Origin of the sequence: Bacillus sp. TH13 (assembly GCF_016651175.1) — a bacterium.
GTDB lineage: Bacteria > Bacillota > Bacilli > Bacillales > Bacillaceae_G > Bacillus_A > Bacillus_A thuringiensis_S.
In genome coordinates, this window is sequence record NZ_JAEKEJ010000025.1 from 3,689,543 (window position 1) to 3,705,516 (window position 15,974).

The following is a 15,974-nucleotide window of genomic DNA, read 5'->3' on the forward strand; positions in this document are numbered from 1 at the left end:
GTAGGAGGGGACTTTTAATGGAGAAATATGATCCGAACAAACATTATCACATCGGATATTATGAAGATGGATATGATTTAGAAGTGACGGCGTACAAAAGAATAAATGAACCAGTTTGGGATGCTTATCTTCCGCACTATGAGGCAGACGGTTTTTATAAGAAAGTGGAGGAAATGAAACTAGGCGAATATATAGATGATTATGGTATTAAGGTGTATTCATTTAGTAATGATATCGATGATGATGAAGCACGAATTATTTTTGAAAAATGGTTAAAAAAGAACGGGATTGTTTAAAGATAAAACAAAAAGGAGATTGCTATCTTATAAGATAGCAATCTCCTTTTATTATAGTAAACTTATTTACTTGCTTTCATTGCTTTATCTTTTGCACCAAAAGTATATTTTAACATTGGTGGTGTAATCATTGTAGTTAAAATAACGACAATAACGATTGCTGTAAAGTAATCTTGTGCCAATAGACCTGAAGAAAGTCCTGTTCCTGCGATGATAAGTGCAACTTCACCACGAGAAACCATTCCAGCACCGATAATTGCAGAAGACTTTGCATCAAATCCAGTCATGCGTGCACCGAATCCACAGCCGATTAATTTCGTTAATACAGCGATAACAGTTAATGCTAAGATGAACCAAATTTGATTGCCGATACCGTCAAATGTAATATTCATACCGATACTAACGAAGAATACTGGAACGAACATAGCATAAGCAATTGGTTCTACTTTCTTTTCTACTTCATGTTTGTAGTTCGTTTGAGAAATTGCAATACCAGCAGCGAAAGCACCGATAATACCGGCAATTCCTAATAATTCGCCGAAATATGCGAATGAGAAACAGATGATAAGAGCCGCGCTCACGATAGACTCAGATACGCGTAGTGGTGATAACCAACGCATAATCGCAGGAACACCTTTCCAACCGATTAAAATAATAGAAGCGAAGAATACAACCTTCTTCAAGATAATCATTGTTAAGTTAACATCATCAGTGCCTAAGAAGCTCATTGCGAATGCTAATAAAATAACAACAAGAATATCATCAAATACAGCTGCGCCCAGCATAGTTGTACTTTCACGTGTCTTCATCTTTCCTAAATCGCGAAGTGTTTGAACGGAAATACTAACACTTGTCGCACATAGAAGTAATCCTAAGAATACAGCGTTTCCTTGTTCCATTCCCATAACAAGACCGGAAACGTAACCACCTACGAATGGAAGAATGATACCCCCGAGTGCAACTGCTAAAGAAGAATTACGATTTGCGTTTAATTCATCTAAGTCTGTTTCAAGTCCTGCCATAAACATTAAAAGAATAACACCGACATTACTTAATTGTGTTAGAAGCTCTGAATTTTCAATCCAACCTAATATAGCTGGGCCGATAACGATACCGACAATTAATTTACCTAGCACAGAAGGTTGACCTAATCTAACACTAAGATCACCAGCAAGCTTTGTACTTAATAAAATAAGTGCAATTTGAAAGAAAAATTCGAATTCCATCTGATCCTCTCCTCGTCATTTTTAGTTTTATCATACGATTTCTCGGAATTTGCCTAATGAAAATATGTAAAACCCATTAAACAAAAGGGTCTGATTACAAGTTCTTTTGAACTCGTAATTTGAACCTGTAATTAATATATAATAAAATTTATTAAAAATCAATGAAAAAATAGCAGATTTTCATGATGGAATTTGATTTAGGTATGAAGGGAATGGCTATATAATAAGAAGAAATAAGGCAACATTTTTAATGAATTGGAGAAGGAAACATGTTATTAAATAAACGTTTTACAATTGGAGAAATGGCAAAAATGCATAATATCGCAGAATCTACATTAAGGTATTATGATGAAAAAGGAATTTTTCATCCGTCCATTGTTGATCCTCAAACGAATTATCGTTATTATACAATCGATCAATTTTCACTGTTAGATACGATTAAATTTTTACGCCAGTTAAATATTCCGTTAAAGGAAATTAAGAAATATATTGATGAAAGAAATCCAGCATACGCACTCAATTTACTGGAAAAACAACAAGAAATGATGTTGAAAAAACAAAGAGAAATTGAGTATGCTTTGGCGAAAATGGAGCATAGAATTCATTTAATTAAGGAAGCAACAAAAGCAAAAGCTGAACAAATGGTAATTAAAGAGATCCCGCAGCGAAAAATTACAGCAATTGCGGTTGCTCCAAATACGACGGATGATATGTTTGAGTACTACATCCATTCGTTGCAAAAAAATATGAGGCAAATGGATGATAGTTTATTTTCTGGAGATATTGGTGTAACTGTTGCGAAAAAAGGATTAATGCAAAATGAGTTTCAAGCATATAGCAGTGTTTTCATTCTTTTGGATTACATGCCCTTTCAAGTGCATAGCTCAGATGAAATTAAAGAAGGTATGTTTGCCTGTGTATATCATCATGGACCGTATGAAGAAACTGATGAAACATATAAGAGGTTAATGAAATATATTGATCAAGAAGGGTACGAAGTAAGTGGAGATGCGATTGAGATTGCATTAATCGATTGGTCTGTAACAGAAAATCCAGAGGAGCAAGTAACAGAAATTCAAATTCCTATAATGAAAAAATAAAGCAATAAGTTGTAGGACTCGTATAATTACAAATGAGGATCAAACACGATAATTAAGTTACTTATTTTTTAATTCTCTATTGACCTTCAAGTTACTTGAAGGTTTAAACTAAGAAAAGAGAGTTGAAAAAAAGGAGCATATTAGAGTATGGAAGCAACAGAAAAGTTAAGAGAAAAACCGATAAAAAGCTTATTTATTTCATATTTAATACCAGCCGTCCTCGGAATGGTATTAATGTCAGTTAATATTGTAATTGATGCGGTAATGATTAGTCGGGGAGTTGGAGCAAATGGATTAGCAGGAGTAAACGTGGCTATTCCAGCGTTTTCGATTTTCTTCTCTATTTCATTATGGATTGGAATGGGCGGGGCAACGTTATATTCAATTGCATTAGGTGAAAATAAGCGAGAAAGAGCAAGGTCTATTTTTACTCAATCCATGACAGTAGCAGTTGTTATTGTAGGTGTTTTAGCAGCTATTTGCTTATGGAGAATAGAAGATTTAGCATACTTATTTGGTGCAAATGAAGTGATTTTACCGTATGCATTAGACTATTTACACGTATTATTAACATTTGGAATGATATACGTTTTAGAAAATATTTTAAGTACATTTATTCGAAATGATGGAAATCCTAATTTAGCAATGGCAGGTCTTGTTGTAACGGCTGTATTAAACATAGTGTTTGACTATATCTTTATTTTTATTTTTGGATGGGGCGTAACAGGTGCTGCTTCAGCGACTATTCTTTCGGCAGCGATTGGTTTCCTTGTATTATTAACCCATTTCTTTAGAAAAAGTAGCATTTTAAAATGGACGAAATTCCATTTTGAATGGGATACTGTCAAACAAATTATGGTGATTGGTTTCCCAAGTTTTACAGCAGAAAGTACGGTTGCAATCGTAACGATTGGTTTTAATATCGCATTCGTCCAATATGCAGGAGAAGTAGGAGTAGCTTCCTATGCGATGGTGAATAGTATTCATGCAATGGCATTACTATTATTCTTCGGTGTAGGTGCTGCATTGCAACCGATTGCTAGTTTCCATTATGGTGCAAACTTATCAGAAAGATTGCGTGAAGGATTGCAGTTTGCTGTGAAAATTGCTGTTGTACTTGGGGGCATTGCGATAATTGTCGGATTATTCTTCGGGAAATATATCATTGGTCTATTTGATGTCCAATCTCCAGAATTATTGGAGTTAACATTAACGGGTATTAGCTTATTCTTTATTCAATACGTATTTTTAGGCTATAACATCGTGTATGGAGAGTACTTCCAATCAGTGCGACAAACGAAGGAATCAGTACTGATTATAATGAGCCGAGGGTTACTATTTATTCTTCCATTGTTATGGATTATGCCAAAATTATTTGGGATAAACGGAATTTGGCTCGTTATGCCAGTTGCGGAAGTAATGACTGCGATTATCGTATTTACGATGAATCGTATGAAACATCCTGTTCCATTAAATATAGCAGGAGAGAAAGAAGCGATATGATGAAGAAAATCCCCTTAAGCAATTAAGGGGGTTTTTTATTCCTTTAAACTAATCGCAAAAGATCCATCTGTTTCTTGAACAGAAGCGAAAGCAACGTTTTTAATATGTGTAATTCCTTTTTCTTTTAATTCTTTATATAACCATTTTTCATTTTTATGGATTAACTTTAAGTTATCGTATTGAATTTGTGAATCGACGATAAGTGCAATTGGTAATCCAGCATACTTAACATCTATGTTTAAATCTTTTGGAGTTAATGGTACAAGTTCTCTTTTTGGTAAAATACTAATAGCTCCGTTCGCTTCTAAAATGGCGTATTCAATTTCATGAACACTTGGATATCCTGCAACGCGAAGATTAGAAAGTAGTTCGGCAATGGGATATCTACTTTTTTGTAAGTTCTCAAAAATAATATCACCATGTTTAATTAAAATGATAGGGTGTCCGAGAATAAAACGATTTAGTTTGTTGAATAGGCTTAATTTTGTAAGGAGTAAATGTAAACATGTAATAACAACCATACCGAGAAATGCTTGTAAAGCACCAGAGACGGGTATGGCCTGGAAAGCTAAATAAGATAAAAAAATTATAGCCCCAAAATCATGAGGAGTTAGTTGTGCTAAAGCAGACTTACCGAGCATCTTAAGTGATAATAAAAATAAGATAAAAAAGAACGATACGTTACATAAAAAGAGAAGCAATAGAGACACTCCTTCGTGCAAAGTTGTACTTACTGTTCCCGAAAGTAATATAAATATTACCTTTCAGAGGAGAAATTAGGGTTTATTGAAATCTGTCTGTATACAAACAAATAAATGGATATTATCATGAAGGAAGTAAAAGAAAATAGGAGTATATGAATATGAGAAAGAAGAAAATAATGAAGTGCATTTTAGTTGTCATAATGATTTGCGCCGTGTATATGGGGTTTTTACAATATCACATTTATAAGCATGGGCATATGAATGCAACCTACGATGCTGACTACATAATTGTACTAGGATCGAAAGTAAATGGGACGAAACCATCTTATTCATTGCAATATCGTATTGATAAAGCAGCTGAATATTTAAAATCACATGAGAAAACAATTGCTATTGTATCTGGCGGACAAGGAAAAGGTGAAGACATTTCAGAAGCATTAGCAATGAAACAAGGATTAATAAAACAAAACATCGCAGAAGACCGTATTATAATGGAGGACAAATCTACGAGCACAGATGAGAACATTACATTCTCAAAACCGTTAATACCAGCCGATATGAAAAAAGGTATGATCGTAACAAACGATTTTCATATGTTTAGAGCAAAAAAAATAGCGGCCAAACAAGGTTTACAATTAGAAGGTCTTCCGGCAAAAACACCGAAACCAATCATCATTCCATCGAATGTACGAGAATATTTAGCAATTACACAATATTGGTTTATGAATCGAATATAGAGAAAATAATCCCGCCTGAAATTTCAGGCGGGATTATTTTAGAGGAAAATCTTACAAATATGTCACGTTAGTGAAAGGTAAAGCGATAGTTTCTAGAATGGTTTCCTGACATAATGAAGGTAACAAAAACTATTTAGAGGTGAATCGGATGAAAGGAAATAATATTTTATCTTCGTTATGTTACTTTAGTATCTTTTTTGCACCATTTTTACTACCAATTATCGTGTACTTTGTTGCAGAAGATGAAGTGAAGTATCACGCGAAAAAAGCATTTTGGTCACATGTTTTCCCATACGCAATCTTATTTGGAGGACTAGCAGTATCAGGCATGTACGGTTTAGGTTTCAATCAATCTGACGGTGCTGGAATTGGAATGATTATCACATATGCAGTGTTCATTCTTGTAGGAATTTACTACTTCATTTGGAATATCGTAAAAGGTATTAAAGTTTTGAAAACGGCGTAATAAGACAAGAAAAAATTTCATTTAAATTACCGTTAATATAATTTCATTTACCGTATTCATAGACGTTTTAAAAAAAGAGCAATTCAAAAAAGAATTGCTCTTTTTGTGCTTATAAGTTGTGAATATTGAAAAAGATGTGTTAATTTTTCATTATGAAGAGAAAAAGGAGTGATTTTCATGAATGAGATAATACATAAGATGGAGCAACATGTTTCAGTTCGTAAATATAAAGAAGAATCAATTCCGAAAGATGTAGTAGAAAAGATGGTGCACGCTGCACAACATGCAGCTTCATCACATTTTGTACAGGCGTATTCTGTTATATATGTAACAGATCAGGAATTAAAAGCTAAACTAGCAGAGCTATCCGGAAATCGCCATGTGAAAGAATGTGCAGCATTTTTTATTTGTTGTGCAGATTTAAAACGACTTGAAATTGCATGTGAAAAACATGGTACAGAGATAAAGCATGAGGGAGTAGAAGACTTTATCGTTGCGACGGTAGATGCTTCACTTTTTGCGCAAAACTTAGCACTAGCGGCAGAGTCATTAGGCTACGGTATTTGTTATATTGGTGGTATTCGTAATAATCCGAGAGAAGTGAGCGAATTGCTTCATTTACCGGATAAAGTATATCCTGTATTCGGAATGACAGTCGGTGTACCAGATGAAGAACATGGAGTTAAACCACGTTTACCAGTAGCAGCAGTTCTTCATGAAAATGGATATAATGAACAGAAATATGATGAATTACTAAATGAATATGATGAAACGATGAGCGCGTATTACAAAGAAAGATCATCAAATCAAAAAAACGTAACGTGGACGGAATCAATGAGTTCATTTATGTCCAAAGAAAAAAGAATGCATATGAAAGAGTTTTTAAGTGAAAAAGGTTTAAATAAGAAGTGAGTAAAGAGGCAAACCTGTGATGTGGGTTTGCCTTTTTTGGAAGGAGAAATACCTAAGTTCTTTATTCTTTCTGAACTTAGGTATTTTGTTTGTTATCATATACATAGAAATAAAAATTAATAATTTTTTACAAAAGTGATAGAAAAAGAGAATGAAATGCCAATAGTAAGTAAAAGCAGCTGCTAAAGGGGAACTGAGGAAGGAAGATGCTTATGATTTTCAATTCTGAAGAGGATTTAATTATAGCTATGAAAAAACATGATCAAGATGTTTTGAAAGAAGTGATTGATCAATATGGAAAATTAATTTTGTACATTATTCATAAATCATTAAGTACCCCTATTGAAAAACAATATGTGGATGATTGTTATAACGATGTATTTACTGTCATTTGGTTTAATATCGACCAATTTGATACAGAAAAGGGAAACTTAAAATCATGGATGATTGGTATTAGTAAATTGAAGGCATTGGAATATAAAAAGAAAGTATATAAAGAGAATATAATCGATAAAGACGTAGAAATAGATACAGGTGTCCATGATAGGTATGAAATAGAACAAGAAGAAGAGATTATGGAAATAGTTCAAGATTTAAATAAGAAAGATCGATATATATATTTAAAGAGGTATATTGATGGATATTCCATTGACGATATCGCAAAAGAATTAAAAGTAACGGCGGATTATATATACAATCGAATTTCTCGTGGGAAGAAAAAACTTCAAAACTGTGGAAAGGGAGTGTGTAATATGGATAAAAGATTATTATCGATGTTAAATGAGCTCCAATATTCAGAAGAAGAAATTGCACGTTTAGAGAAAGAAGCGAATGAATCTATAAATATAGATAAGTATTATGTGAAAAACGGGGAGTTATTGAAGAAATTAACGGTGCAAATGTTGGAAGAATCAGTTCGGAAAGAGTTGCAAGAAGGAGAGGAAATACAATGTGAAATATTAGTGGAAGAAGGAAGTCTTGTAAATTCTAAAGTTATACCTAATATATTAACCACAGGTGCTACATTTTATTATTACATTGTTTTAACTAATACAAGGTTACAAATTATAGCGTTAGATTGTTATTTTAAAAAGTTAAATGAATACAGTGTATTAGTAAACTCAATTCAAGCAGTTTCGCAACATAAAAAAATGAAAAATGTATATGGAATTAAAATAAATAACAATTATATACAATTAGGAAGTAAAGAGTATAATCAAGAATTAGCAGTTTTAATTGGAAAGCTAAAACAATGTGGAGTGAAAGAAGAGAGATATAAAGATTTCGAAAAAAGTTGGATGATTTTTTTCAATGTGTTTGTAATAGCGATAGCTGGGCTTCTAGTTTTAAAATATTTAATGTGAAAATAAAAAGCGGCATAATAGCCGCTTTTTATCGTTTGGTTAGTATTTTATTTATGATTTTGTATTTTGAAAAACTTACTTATAATAAATGCAAACTTTCAATAAGAAGATACATACCCGTGCAACTTAAAAGGATGTACGTAAATATTTTGAAAATCCGTTGATTAAGCCATTTGAAAATAATTTGCCCTATATACAAACCTAGAAATACGATTGGAATAGCGTAAAAACTTGATTCCCAAATTGTTTTGTTTGTGCCAGTAAAGAGTATTTGAGTTAGTAGGCTAATGAAATATATAAATAGATAAAAAGCTAAAGTAGTTGCTCTCAATTTCTCTTTTTTCGTATCAGTTCCTGTAAAGTAAAGTAACAGGGGTGGTCCTGGCATACCGATACTTGTCGTTAAAAGACCAGATAATCCACCAACTATGAAATCTCTAGATTGTGTTGATCTAACCTTAACGTTGCATATTAGCAACAATGTTAATAGTAAGAGTAGGATGCTAACTGCTAATTTAAAAGTGTTTATGTTAACGGAAATGAAGATTAAAATACCAAAAGGTACACCAACTATACTTCCCAAAATAAACCTTTTCAGTAGAACAAAATCAACGTCCATTCTTATTTTCCAAATGAGTGAAATGGAGATAATTAAAGATAAAATAATGTTTATTTGTATAGCTTCTTGTGGTAGAAATAACATAAGTAAGAAAGGGGTTGCCATTATGGAAAAGCCAAAACCTGTACTTGCTTGCAGAATAGAAGCCACTAATATAATACATATGAAAATGAATGTAACACCCAAAACAGCCCTCCTCTTTAATCAAGTTTAACTAGTTGAAGTCTCTTATTTAAGTGCAAACTTTCACAAACTTATTTATATTTTAACATAAATATCTAGTTTTTTCTCAAATAGTGTTGCCATATAAGGGTCATTAACTAAAAAATCAGACTGATATTTTTAAACAATTTTATTATTGGGAAACAAATAATGAATGGGATTAAAATCTATTGATTATCATTAGATTATTCACTGAGATCCCCGCGATAAATAAGAAAAGCCATATAAAATTTACAAAAATACAGCATGTAGCTAATAAACTGCCAATCATTTGAGGAGAAAGAATTTCTAACAGCCCTCCTGTAAAAAACATAGATAACTGAATAAGAGATCCGTAAACGGAATAATGGAATGAAAAACTTTACCCATCATATTTTCGTGTGTGTAAGTTTGAAGTAATGTCGTATCAAGTGGAACGAGGATTCCTCCTGCTATGCGCATACAGAATAAAGTAACGATACCGATAATAAGTTGATCGGATAGAATGAATCCGAGAAAGAAAATTCCTTGAAATAAGTAGGCTCAACCGAATACTTTTTTCATTTTTTCTTTATTATGAGACATATAAAGATTAACGAGGAGGCTTCCAATCATAAGCCCAATGCCTTGAACTGTATATAAAATTCCAATGTTAGTGTGGAAAATTCTCTCGGCATAGATCGTTAGGAATAGCTGATAAGCGCCTCCAATAATGCCCCATGAAATGCCGACAAGAATTAATGTTAAAATAATTTTTGTTTGTAATATGTATGTATGTATGTATAACCATCTTTTATATCAGTGAAAAATGTTTCTTATTCCATATTAAACGATATTTTGTTAGTTGAAATCGCAAATAAGAGGGATATAAATTCATACGAAAGTATGAAAAAAACAGCTCAAATATGAGCTGTTTTTCTATAGTTTTTAGTTCATTTGTCAAGGATAGGATATATTAATATCCGTATCCGCCGCCACCCCAACAGCTACATCCGATGATGATTAGAAGGATGAATAGTACGATAAGCAAAGCAAATCCACCGCCGAAACCAGCGCAACTTCCACCATAACTCATATGTTTTCCTCCTTTTTAGTAAGTTAATCTATATGGTTCATGGACTACTATATACAGTATGTTTTTTGTACAGAAAACGAGCCAGTCTCATTTATAATTAGACAAATGCCTGTAGATTCATTAGGATTGTATGTTAGTGATTTGTAAATGAACCTTTACGTGATTCGTAATTTAGGCATAAAAAAATAAAAAATTGTAAAAAAAACCATTTTTTTATTTTTTTATGAGAGAATATGTACTATAATTTTACAAGTAATATTATGGGAAAAGGGAGTTTTAGTATAGAGATGGAGATGGGACAATTACAAAATAAAATAGAAAGCAAAAAGAAAGAGTTAATTCAACTTGTTGCGAGGCACGGATTGGATCATGATAAAGTTTTGTTATTTAGCCGAGATTTAGATATACTAATTAATAAGTTTATGAATGGAAAAGACAAAGTGCATAAATAAAAAATTTATAGTTTTTTATATTAAGATGTTTCACGGGAAGGAGAGGACAGTAATTGGAACATTTACAGGAAGAATTGTATAAACAAATAAAAGAAGAAAAAGGTACAGTTACAATTTTCTTAAAGAGTGGCGTTAGAATAGTAGGAGAAGTTGTTGGAGTAGATAAATTTACAGTTTTAATATTAGTGGATGGAAAACAACAGCTTATTTATAAGCAGGCTATATCAACAATAATGAAATAAGACACTCTTGTTGAGTGTCTTATTTCATTATTGCTTGCATGCCTCAACATCAATACCGGCAGCAATTAACTTCTTTTCTCCAACTTGCTCAATAATTTTTTGTAATTTAGATAGGAAAGAATCAAAGTTTGTATGCTTTGCTACTTGGAATGTCATTTTATGTTCAATTGGTAACCACGTATCAATATCAGCTTCGTTATGTTGGATTTTCACCTCAAGTTTATCGAGTGCATTAGCAACTTTTGCTTCGTACGTTTCTTTCGCTTCAAACTCCATCCATAAGTCATATAATTCTTCGCCGAGAGAACCTGTTAATGTTTGTTTAATATTTAAAATAGCTTCTAGTTCATTTTTTTGTTTTTGTAGTTGTAATTCGTGACTATTCATTGTATCAAAAGCAGGGATATCACCAGCTTCGGCTTCGACTATGTCGTGAATAATAACCATCTTAAGTAATTTCTCAATATTTACTTTTTGATCCAAATAAGGTTCAACTAAAATGGCCATTAGAGACATACGCCATGTATGCTCGGCAACACTTTCTTGACGTCCGTTGGAAAGCCAGCTGTGTCGCATTTCATATTTTAATTTTTCTGCTAATGCAATGACTTGTAAAATGTTGTGTTCCATCGTGAGCCTCCTCATGTTTTTATACCATAATTCTAATATAGAAATGAAATGTGTCAATTTCATGAGTATATTGCGATAAACAGATGATAAGCGTATAATACATGTTATATGTGAAAACGTATTATTAAAATAAAAAAATGTTATATGAAAATGGAAAGGAAAGGGCAGAAATATGGGAGAAAAAATCAAGTATTAGCTAGACCACAAAGAAGAAAAAGGAAGTTTGATATTTCTAGCCCAGTGGGCATCATAGTAGGTTTCATCATAGTGATAGCGGCGATTATGCTTGGTGGCGGTGGAATAAAAGCTTTCAAAAACTTTTTAGATATTTCATCTATTTTAATTGTCATAGGGGGAACGACAGCGACAATTGTTGTGGCATATCGATTTGGAGAAATAAAAAAATATACGAAAAGTATTTTCACTGTTTTACATAGAAGAGAAGAAGATTTAGAACAGTTAACGGATTTGTTTGTTGATTTTTCGAAAAAGTCTAAAAAGAATGGCTTGCTTTCTTTAGAGGTTGATGGAGAGCAAGTAGACAATCCTTTTATTCAAAAAGGAATTCGATTAATGTTAAGCGGTTACGATGAAGATGAATTAAAAGAAGTGTTATTGAAAGATATTGAAACGGAAGTGTATGAGTTAAGAAAAGGAGCAGCATTATTAGATAAAATTGGTGATTTTGCTCCAGCTTGGGGAATGATTGGTACGTTAATCGGTCTTATCATTATGCTCCAAAACTTACAAGATACATCGCAAATTGGTACAGGGATGGCAGTTGCGATGTTAACGACATTATATGGGTCTGTACTTGCGAATATGATTGCAATCCCTCTTTCGGAAAAAGTATATCGTGGTATTGAAGATTTATATACAGAGAAGAAGTTTGTAATAGAAGCAATTTCAGAATTGTATCGTGGACAAATCCCTTCTAAATTAAAGTTGAAACTGGATACATACGTATACGAAACAAAGGTAACAAAGGTAAAAAAGGTAAAAGGAGCAGCCTAATATTTCAAGGAGTGGTATGATGAGTAAAGGACCGCAAAAGGGATCGCCTCGTTGGATGACGACTTTTACAGATTTAACGATGTTATTATTAACTTTCTTTGTATTACTAGTTGCTACATCAAAGCAAGATGCAGTAAAATTGTCAAAGATGCTTGAAAAGTTTAGTGATACGGGGCAAGTAGATGCAAAAGTAATGGAAAATACAATACCAGATATTTCACATGAAAAAAATGATGAAAAAATGATCTCAAAAAAGAGAATGGATGAATTATATAAGAAGTTGAAAGCGTATGTAGATAATAACGGTATTAGTCAAGTGAATGTATATCGAGAGGATACAGGGGTAAGCGTCGTTATAGTAGATAATTTAATATTTGATACAGGCGATGCGAACGTTAAGCCCGAAGCGAAAGGGATAATAAGTCAATTAGTTGGATTTTTTCAATCCGTACCTAACCCAATTGTTGTAGAGGGACATACAGATAGTAGACCTATTCATAACGAGAAATTCCCTTCTAATTGGGAGTTATCTTCAGCACGAGCGGCAAATATGATTCACCATTTAATTGAAGTGTATAATGTGGATGATAAAAGGCTAGCTGCGGTAGGATATGCAGACACAAAGCCAATTGTACCAAATGATTCACCGCAAAACTGGGAAAAAAACCGTCGCGTTGTTATTTATATAAAAGAGTAGTATATTATTATTTTAATAATAAAATAATAAAAATAATAAAAATACGAAAATTCTTTTAAAAAAATATTAAATTTTATCATTTTATTTTGTATAATGAGTGAGAATGATAAGGTGAAATATTAAGATATATTTATACATAGAAGGAGAGAATTAAAAAGAATGGCACATAAAATTTTAGTAGTAGACGATGCGATGTTTATGCGAACGATGATTAAAAACTTATTAAAAAGTAATGCTGAATTTGAAGTTATCGGCGAAGCAGAGAATGGGGTAGAAGCAATTCAAAAGTATAAAGAACTTCAACCTGATATTGTAACATTAGATATTACTATGCCAGAAATGGACGGGCTTGAAGCATTAAAAGAAATTATTAAAATTGATTCAAGTGCAAAGGTTGTTATTTGTTCTGCAATGGGACAACAAGGTATGGTATTAGATGCAATTAAGGGCGGGGCAAAAGACTTTATTGTAAAGCCATTCCAAGCGGATCGTGTAATTGAAGCTTTAACAAAAGTAGCAAATAGTTAATATAGAAGGGGTGCCACAAGGAATCAAAACAGTGATAGCGGATCGACGTGTGGCCCCCTTTTTTCTCATTATAAAACACTAAATTGTTATACATAAATGAAATGTTTGTTAGACAGGTAGGGGATAAAAATGCAAACAGATCTATTAAATATATTTTTCGAAGAGTCAGAAGAACATTTACAGTCGCTAAATGAAAATGTGCTAGTGTTAGAGCAAAATCCTGCTGATATGGATGTTGTAGGAGAAATATTCCGCTCCGCTCATACATTCAAAGGTATGTCTGCGAGTATGGAATTTACAGAGATGGCTGATTTAACGCATAAGATGGAAAATGTGTTAGATGAAATTCGTCATGGAAATATAGTTGTAAATGCGGATATTATTGATGTGATTTTTGAGTGCATTGATAATTTGGAGAAGATGGTTGCAGATGTGCAACAGGGTGGAATGGGCAATATTGATGTAGTCTCAACTAAACAGAAATTAGAAGCATTATTGAACGGCAATGTAGAAACTCCTACGGAACATATAGAGCAAAATCATATAGACAACGATGATGCAGTTTCGCATGAAGTGCATATAACAGTTGAACAGCAAGCAATTTTAAAAGCAGTACGTGCCATTATGTGTATTGAAGCATTGCAGAATGTAGGGAATATACAAAAAACAGCTCCGAGTATTGAAGAAATTGAAGCAGATGCTTTCGGATTTGAATTTACAGTATTTATGGATACTGATTGTAGTATAGAAGAATTGAAACAAGTAGTACTTCATGTTTCTGAAATTGAGAAAGTGGAAGTAAAGCAAGGAGAACCTATATCGAGGGAAGTAGCTTCTAAAAAAGTCGTTACACAAGAAGTTGTGCAAGTAGAAGGAACGCTACAACCAGCTGTGGCTACGCAGGTAGAATCACCGATAGTGGCAACGAATCAACCTAAAAGTGCTATACCAGCTAAAAGTACTACAAAAACGAAAAATGCTAAAGTGGAGAATCGTTCAATTCGTGTTCAATTAGAGAAAATCGAAAGATTAATGAATATGTTTGAAGAAAGTGTAATTGAACGTGGGCGCATTGATGAATTGGCTCAAACGATTCAAAACAAGGAGTTAATTGAACATTTAAATCGATTAGGCGATATTTCAAAAGATATTCAAAACGTACTATTAAATATGCGTATGGTGCCGATTGAAACTGTGTTCAATCGTTTCCCACGTATGGTACGTATGTTAGCGAAAGATTTAGGGAAAAAAATCGATTTACAAATTACAGGTGAAGATACTGAAGTAGATAAAATTGTTATTGATGAAATCGGTGATCCGCTCGTTCATTTAATTCGAAATGCAATCGATCACGGTGTTGAAACTGTTGAAAAACGACGTGATGCAGGTAAAAATGAGACAGGTACTATTAAATTAGAAGCCTTTCATAGTGGAAATCATGTCGTTATTCAAATTACGGATGATGGAAACGGTATTAATAAAGGGAAAGTATTAGAAAAAGCGATTAAAAATGGCGTTGTAACTGAAGCAGATGCGAATAGATTAACAGATCGTGAAGTGTTTGATCTTATTTTCCAACCAGGATTTAGTACAGCTGAAGTTGTATCAGATCTTTCTGGACGCGGTGTCGGATTAGATGTTGTAAAACATACGATTCATAGTTTAGGTGGACATTTAATTATTGATTCTGAGGAAGGAAAGGGAAGTACATTTAGAATTGAACTTCCGTTAACGTTGTCTATTATTCAATCTATGCTTGTTCAAACGAATGATAAGCGTTATGCTTTACCTCTTGGAAATATCGTTGAAGCAATTCGAATTAAGAGAGAAGACATCCAATCCTTACAAGGAAAAGATGTGTTAAATTATCGTAATCAAATTATTGAAGTGAAACATTTAAGTACTGTATTTGGTGAAAAAACAGTAGATGAGGCGTTTGCGTCATATGATGGTCAAATGGTTCCTGTGTTAATTGTTCGTAATACACATCGCAGCTATGGACTTATTGTAAACACAATTATCGGTCAAAGAGAAATAGTCTTAAAGTCATTAGGTGACTTCTTTGCAGAGAGTTCTAACTATTTCTCTGGTGCGACGATTCTCGGTGATGGACGAGTGGTCCTCATTTTAAACCCAGAAGGTTTATAATAGGAATGAAGGAAAGCTCCCCACTTGTATACAATTGGGGAGCTTTTTGGCTAATCGTTA

General features: G+C 33.0%; 18 protein-coding genes and 2 pseudogenes. 14 read left to right on the forward strand and 6 right to left on the reverse strand.

Going from position 1 to position 15,974, the window contains the following annotated elements; genetic code table 11:
* Positions 1–17: 17 nt before the first annotated feature.
* On the forward strand, positions 18–296 hold the full coding sequence (locus tag JFU02_RS27555) for a DUF3986 family protein (RefSeq protein WP_000417069.1): 279 nt from the start codon (positions 18–20) through the stop codon (positions 294–296).
* A gap of 62 nt (positions 297–358) precedes the next feature.
* On the opposite strand, the gene JFU02_RS27560 is transcribed toward JFU02_RS27555, so the two are convergent.
* Entirely contained in the window at positions 359–1,522 is a 1,164-nt protein-coding gene (locus JFU02_RS27560; protein WP_061666858.1) for a cation:proton antiporter, read from the reverse strand.
* Positions 1,523–1,791: 269 nt separating this feature from the next.
* Between JFU02_RS27560 and JFU02_RS27565 the strand changes: the two genes are divergently transcribed.
* Complete coding sequence (locus JFU02_RS27565; RefSeq protein WP_000925913.1) at positions 1,792–2,622, forward strand: MerR family transcriptional regulator; 831 nt, start codon at positions 1,792–1,794, stop codon at positions 2,620–2,622.
* Positions 2,623–2,769: 147 nt separating this feature from the next.
* Positions 2,770–4,125 carry an MATE family efflux transporter gene (locus JFU02_RS27570; RefSeq protein ID WP_098838396.1) on the forward strand — a complete coding sequence of 452 codons (1,356 nt, stop codon included), beginning with the start codon at positions 2,770–2,772 and terminating at the stop codon, positions 4,123–4,125.
* A 35-nt stretch (positions 4,126–4,160) separates the two neighbouring features.
* Here JFU02_RS27570 and JFU02_RS27575 read toward each other — a convergent pair whose 3' ends face one another.
* Complete coding sequence (locus JFU02_RS27575; RefSeq protein WP_000923936.1) at positions 4,161–4,826, reverse strand: DUF421 domain-containing protein; 666 nt, start codon at positions 4,824–4,826, stop codon at positions 4,161–4,163.
* A gap of 161 nt (positions 4,827–4,987) precedes the next feature.
* Between JFU02_RS27575 and JFU02_RS27580 the strand changes: the two genes are divergently transcribed.
* The 5 genes and pseudogenes from JFU02_RS27580 to JFU02_RS32300 all read left to right on the forward strand — a co-directional run bounded on the left by JFU02_RS27580 (position 4,988) and on the right by JFU02_RS32300 (position 8,308).
* Positions 4,988–5,566 (forward strand): YdcF family protein, encoded by a 579-nt coding sequence (locus JFU02_RS27580; RefSeq protein ID WP_001227671.1) that lies wholly within the window; start codon positions 4,988–4,990, stop codon positions 5,564–5,566.
* A gap of 148 nt (positions 5,567–5,714) precedes the next feature.
* Positions 5,715–6,032, forward strand: coding sequence for a magnetosome magnetite crystal formation protein family (locus tag JFU02_RS27585; RefSeq protein ID WP_000678056.1), 318 nt, complete (start codon positions 5,715–5,717; stop codon positions 6,030–6,032).
* 177 nt (positions 6,033–6,209) lie between these two features.
* Positions 6,210–6,944 carry an oxygen-insensitive NADPH nitroreductase gene (gene nfsA, locus JFU02_RS27590; RefSeq protein WP_098838398.1) on the forward strand — a complete coding sequence of 245 codons (735 nt, stop codon included), beginning with the start codon at positions 6,210–6,212 and terminating at the stop codon, positions 6,942–6,944.
* 206 nt (positions 6,945–7,150) lie between these two features.
* Positions 7,151–7,695, forward strand: a pseudogene (locus JFU02_RS32295) (sigma-70 family RNA polymerase sigma factor).
* Position 7,696: 1 nt separating this feature from the next.
* Positions 7,697–8,308 (forward strand): flagellar motor switch protein FliG, encoded by a 612-nt coding sequence (locus JFU02_RS32300; RefSeq protein ID WP_042973234.1) that lies wholly within the window; start codon positions 7,697–7,699, stop codon positions 8,306–8,308.
* Between the two features lie 79 nt (positions 8,309–8,387).
* Here JFU02_RS32300 and JFU02_RS27600 read toward each other — a convergent pair whose 3' ends face one another.
* From JFU02_RS27600 to JFU02_RS27610, 3 genes and pseudogenes are all read right to left on the reverse strand, one after another.
* Complete coding sequence (locus tag JFU02_RS27600) at positions 8,388–9,113, reverse strand: sulfite exporter TauE/SafE family protein (RefSeq protein WP_000539221.1); 726 nt, start codon at positions 9,111–9,113, stop codon at positions 8,388–8,390.
* Between the two features lie 196 nt (positions 9,114–9,309).
* Positions 9,310–9,943: pseudogene (locus tag JFU02_RS27605) on the reverse strand (MFS transporter); the annotation flags it as partial.
* A gap of 140 nt (positions 9,944–10,083) precedes the next feature.
* Positions 10,084–10,203: a YjcZ family sporulation protein gene (locus JFU02_RS27610; protein ID WP_000120179.1), complete on the reverse strand. Its 120-nt coding sequence runs from the start codon at positions 10,201–10,203 to the stop codon at positions 10,084–10,086.
* Positions 10,204–10,436: 233 nt separating this feature from the next.
* Between JFU02_RS27610 and JFU02_RS27615 the strand changes: the two genes are divergently transcribed.
* Both JFU02_RS27615 and hfq read left to right on the forward strand, forming a co-directional pair.
* Positions 10,437–10,655: an aspartyl-phosphate phosphatase Spo0E family protein gene (locus JFU02_RS27615; RefSeq protein ID WP_061666856.1), complete on the forward strand. Its 219-nt coding sequence runs from the start codon at positions 10,437–10,439 to the stop codon at positions 10,653–10,655.
* Positions 10,656–10,708: 53 nt separating this feature from the next.
* Entirely contained in the window at positions 10,709–10,897 is a 189-nt protein-coding gene (gene hfq / locus JFU02_RS27620) for an RNA chaperone Hfq (RefSeq protein WP_000400665.1), read from the forward strand.
* Positions 10,898–10,924: 27 nt separating this feature from the next.
* Here the strand turns inward: hfq and JFU02_RS27625 are convergent, their stop codons facing one another.
* A complete protein-coding gene (locus JFU02_RS27625) occupies positions 10,925–11,527 on the reverse strand; it encodes an HD domain-containing protein (protein WP_098838400.1) in 603 nt (200 codons plus the stop codon).
* A 150-nt stretch (positions 11,528–11,677) separates the two neighbouring features.
* Here JFU02_RS27625 and JFU02_RS27630 point away from each other — a divergent pair, with 150 nt between their 5' ends.
* From JFU02_RS27630 to JFU02_RS27645, 4 genes are all read left to right on the forward strand, one after another.
* On the forward strand, positions 11,678–12,541 hold the full coding sequence (locus JFU02_RS27630; protein WP_201071923.1) for a MotA/TolQ/ExbB proton channel family protein: 864 nt from the start codon (positions 11,678–11,680) through the stop codon (positions 12,539–12,541).
* 19 nt (positions 12,542–12,560) lie between these two features.
* Complete coding sequence (locus JFU02_RS27635; RefSeq protein WP_000033627.1) at positions 12,561–13,238, forward strand: OmpA family protein; 678 nt, start codon at positions 12,561–12,563, stop codon at positions 13,236–13,238.
* Positions 13,239–13,397: 159 nt separating this feature from the next.
* Entirely contained in the window at positions 13,398–13,766 is a 369-nt protein-coding gene (locus tag JFU02_RS27640) for a response regulator (protein WP_000940568.1), read from the forward strand.
* Between the two features lie 129 nt (positions 13,767–13,895).
* Positions 13,896–15,914, forward strand: a complete 2,019-nt coding sequence (locus JFU02_RS27645; protein WP_088114211.1) for a chemotaxis protein CheA — start codon at positions 13,896–13,898, stop codon at positions 15,912–15,914.
* The last annotated feature ends 60 nt before the right edge of the window (positions 15,915–15,974 follow it).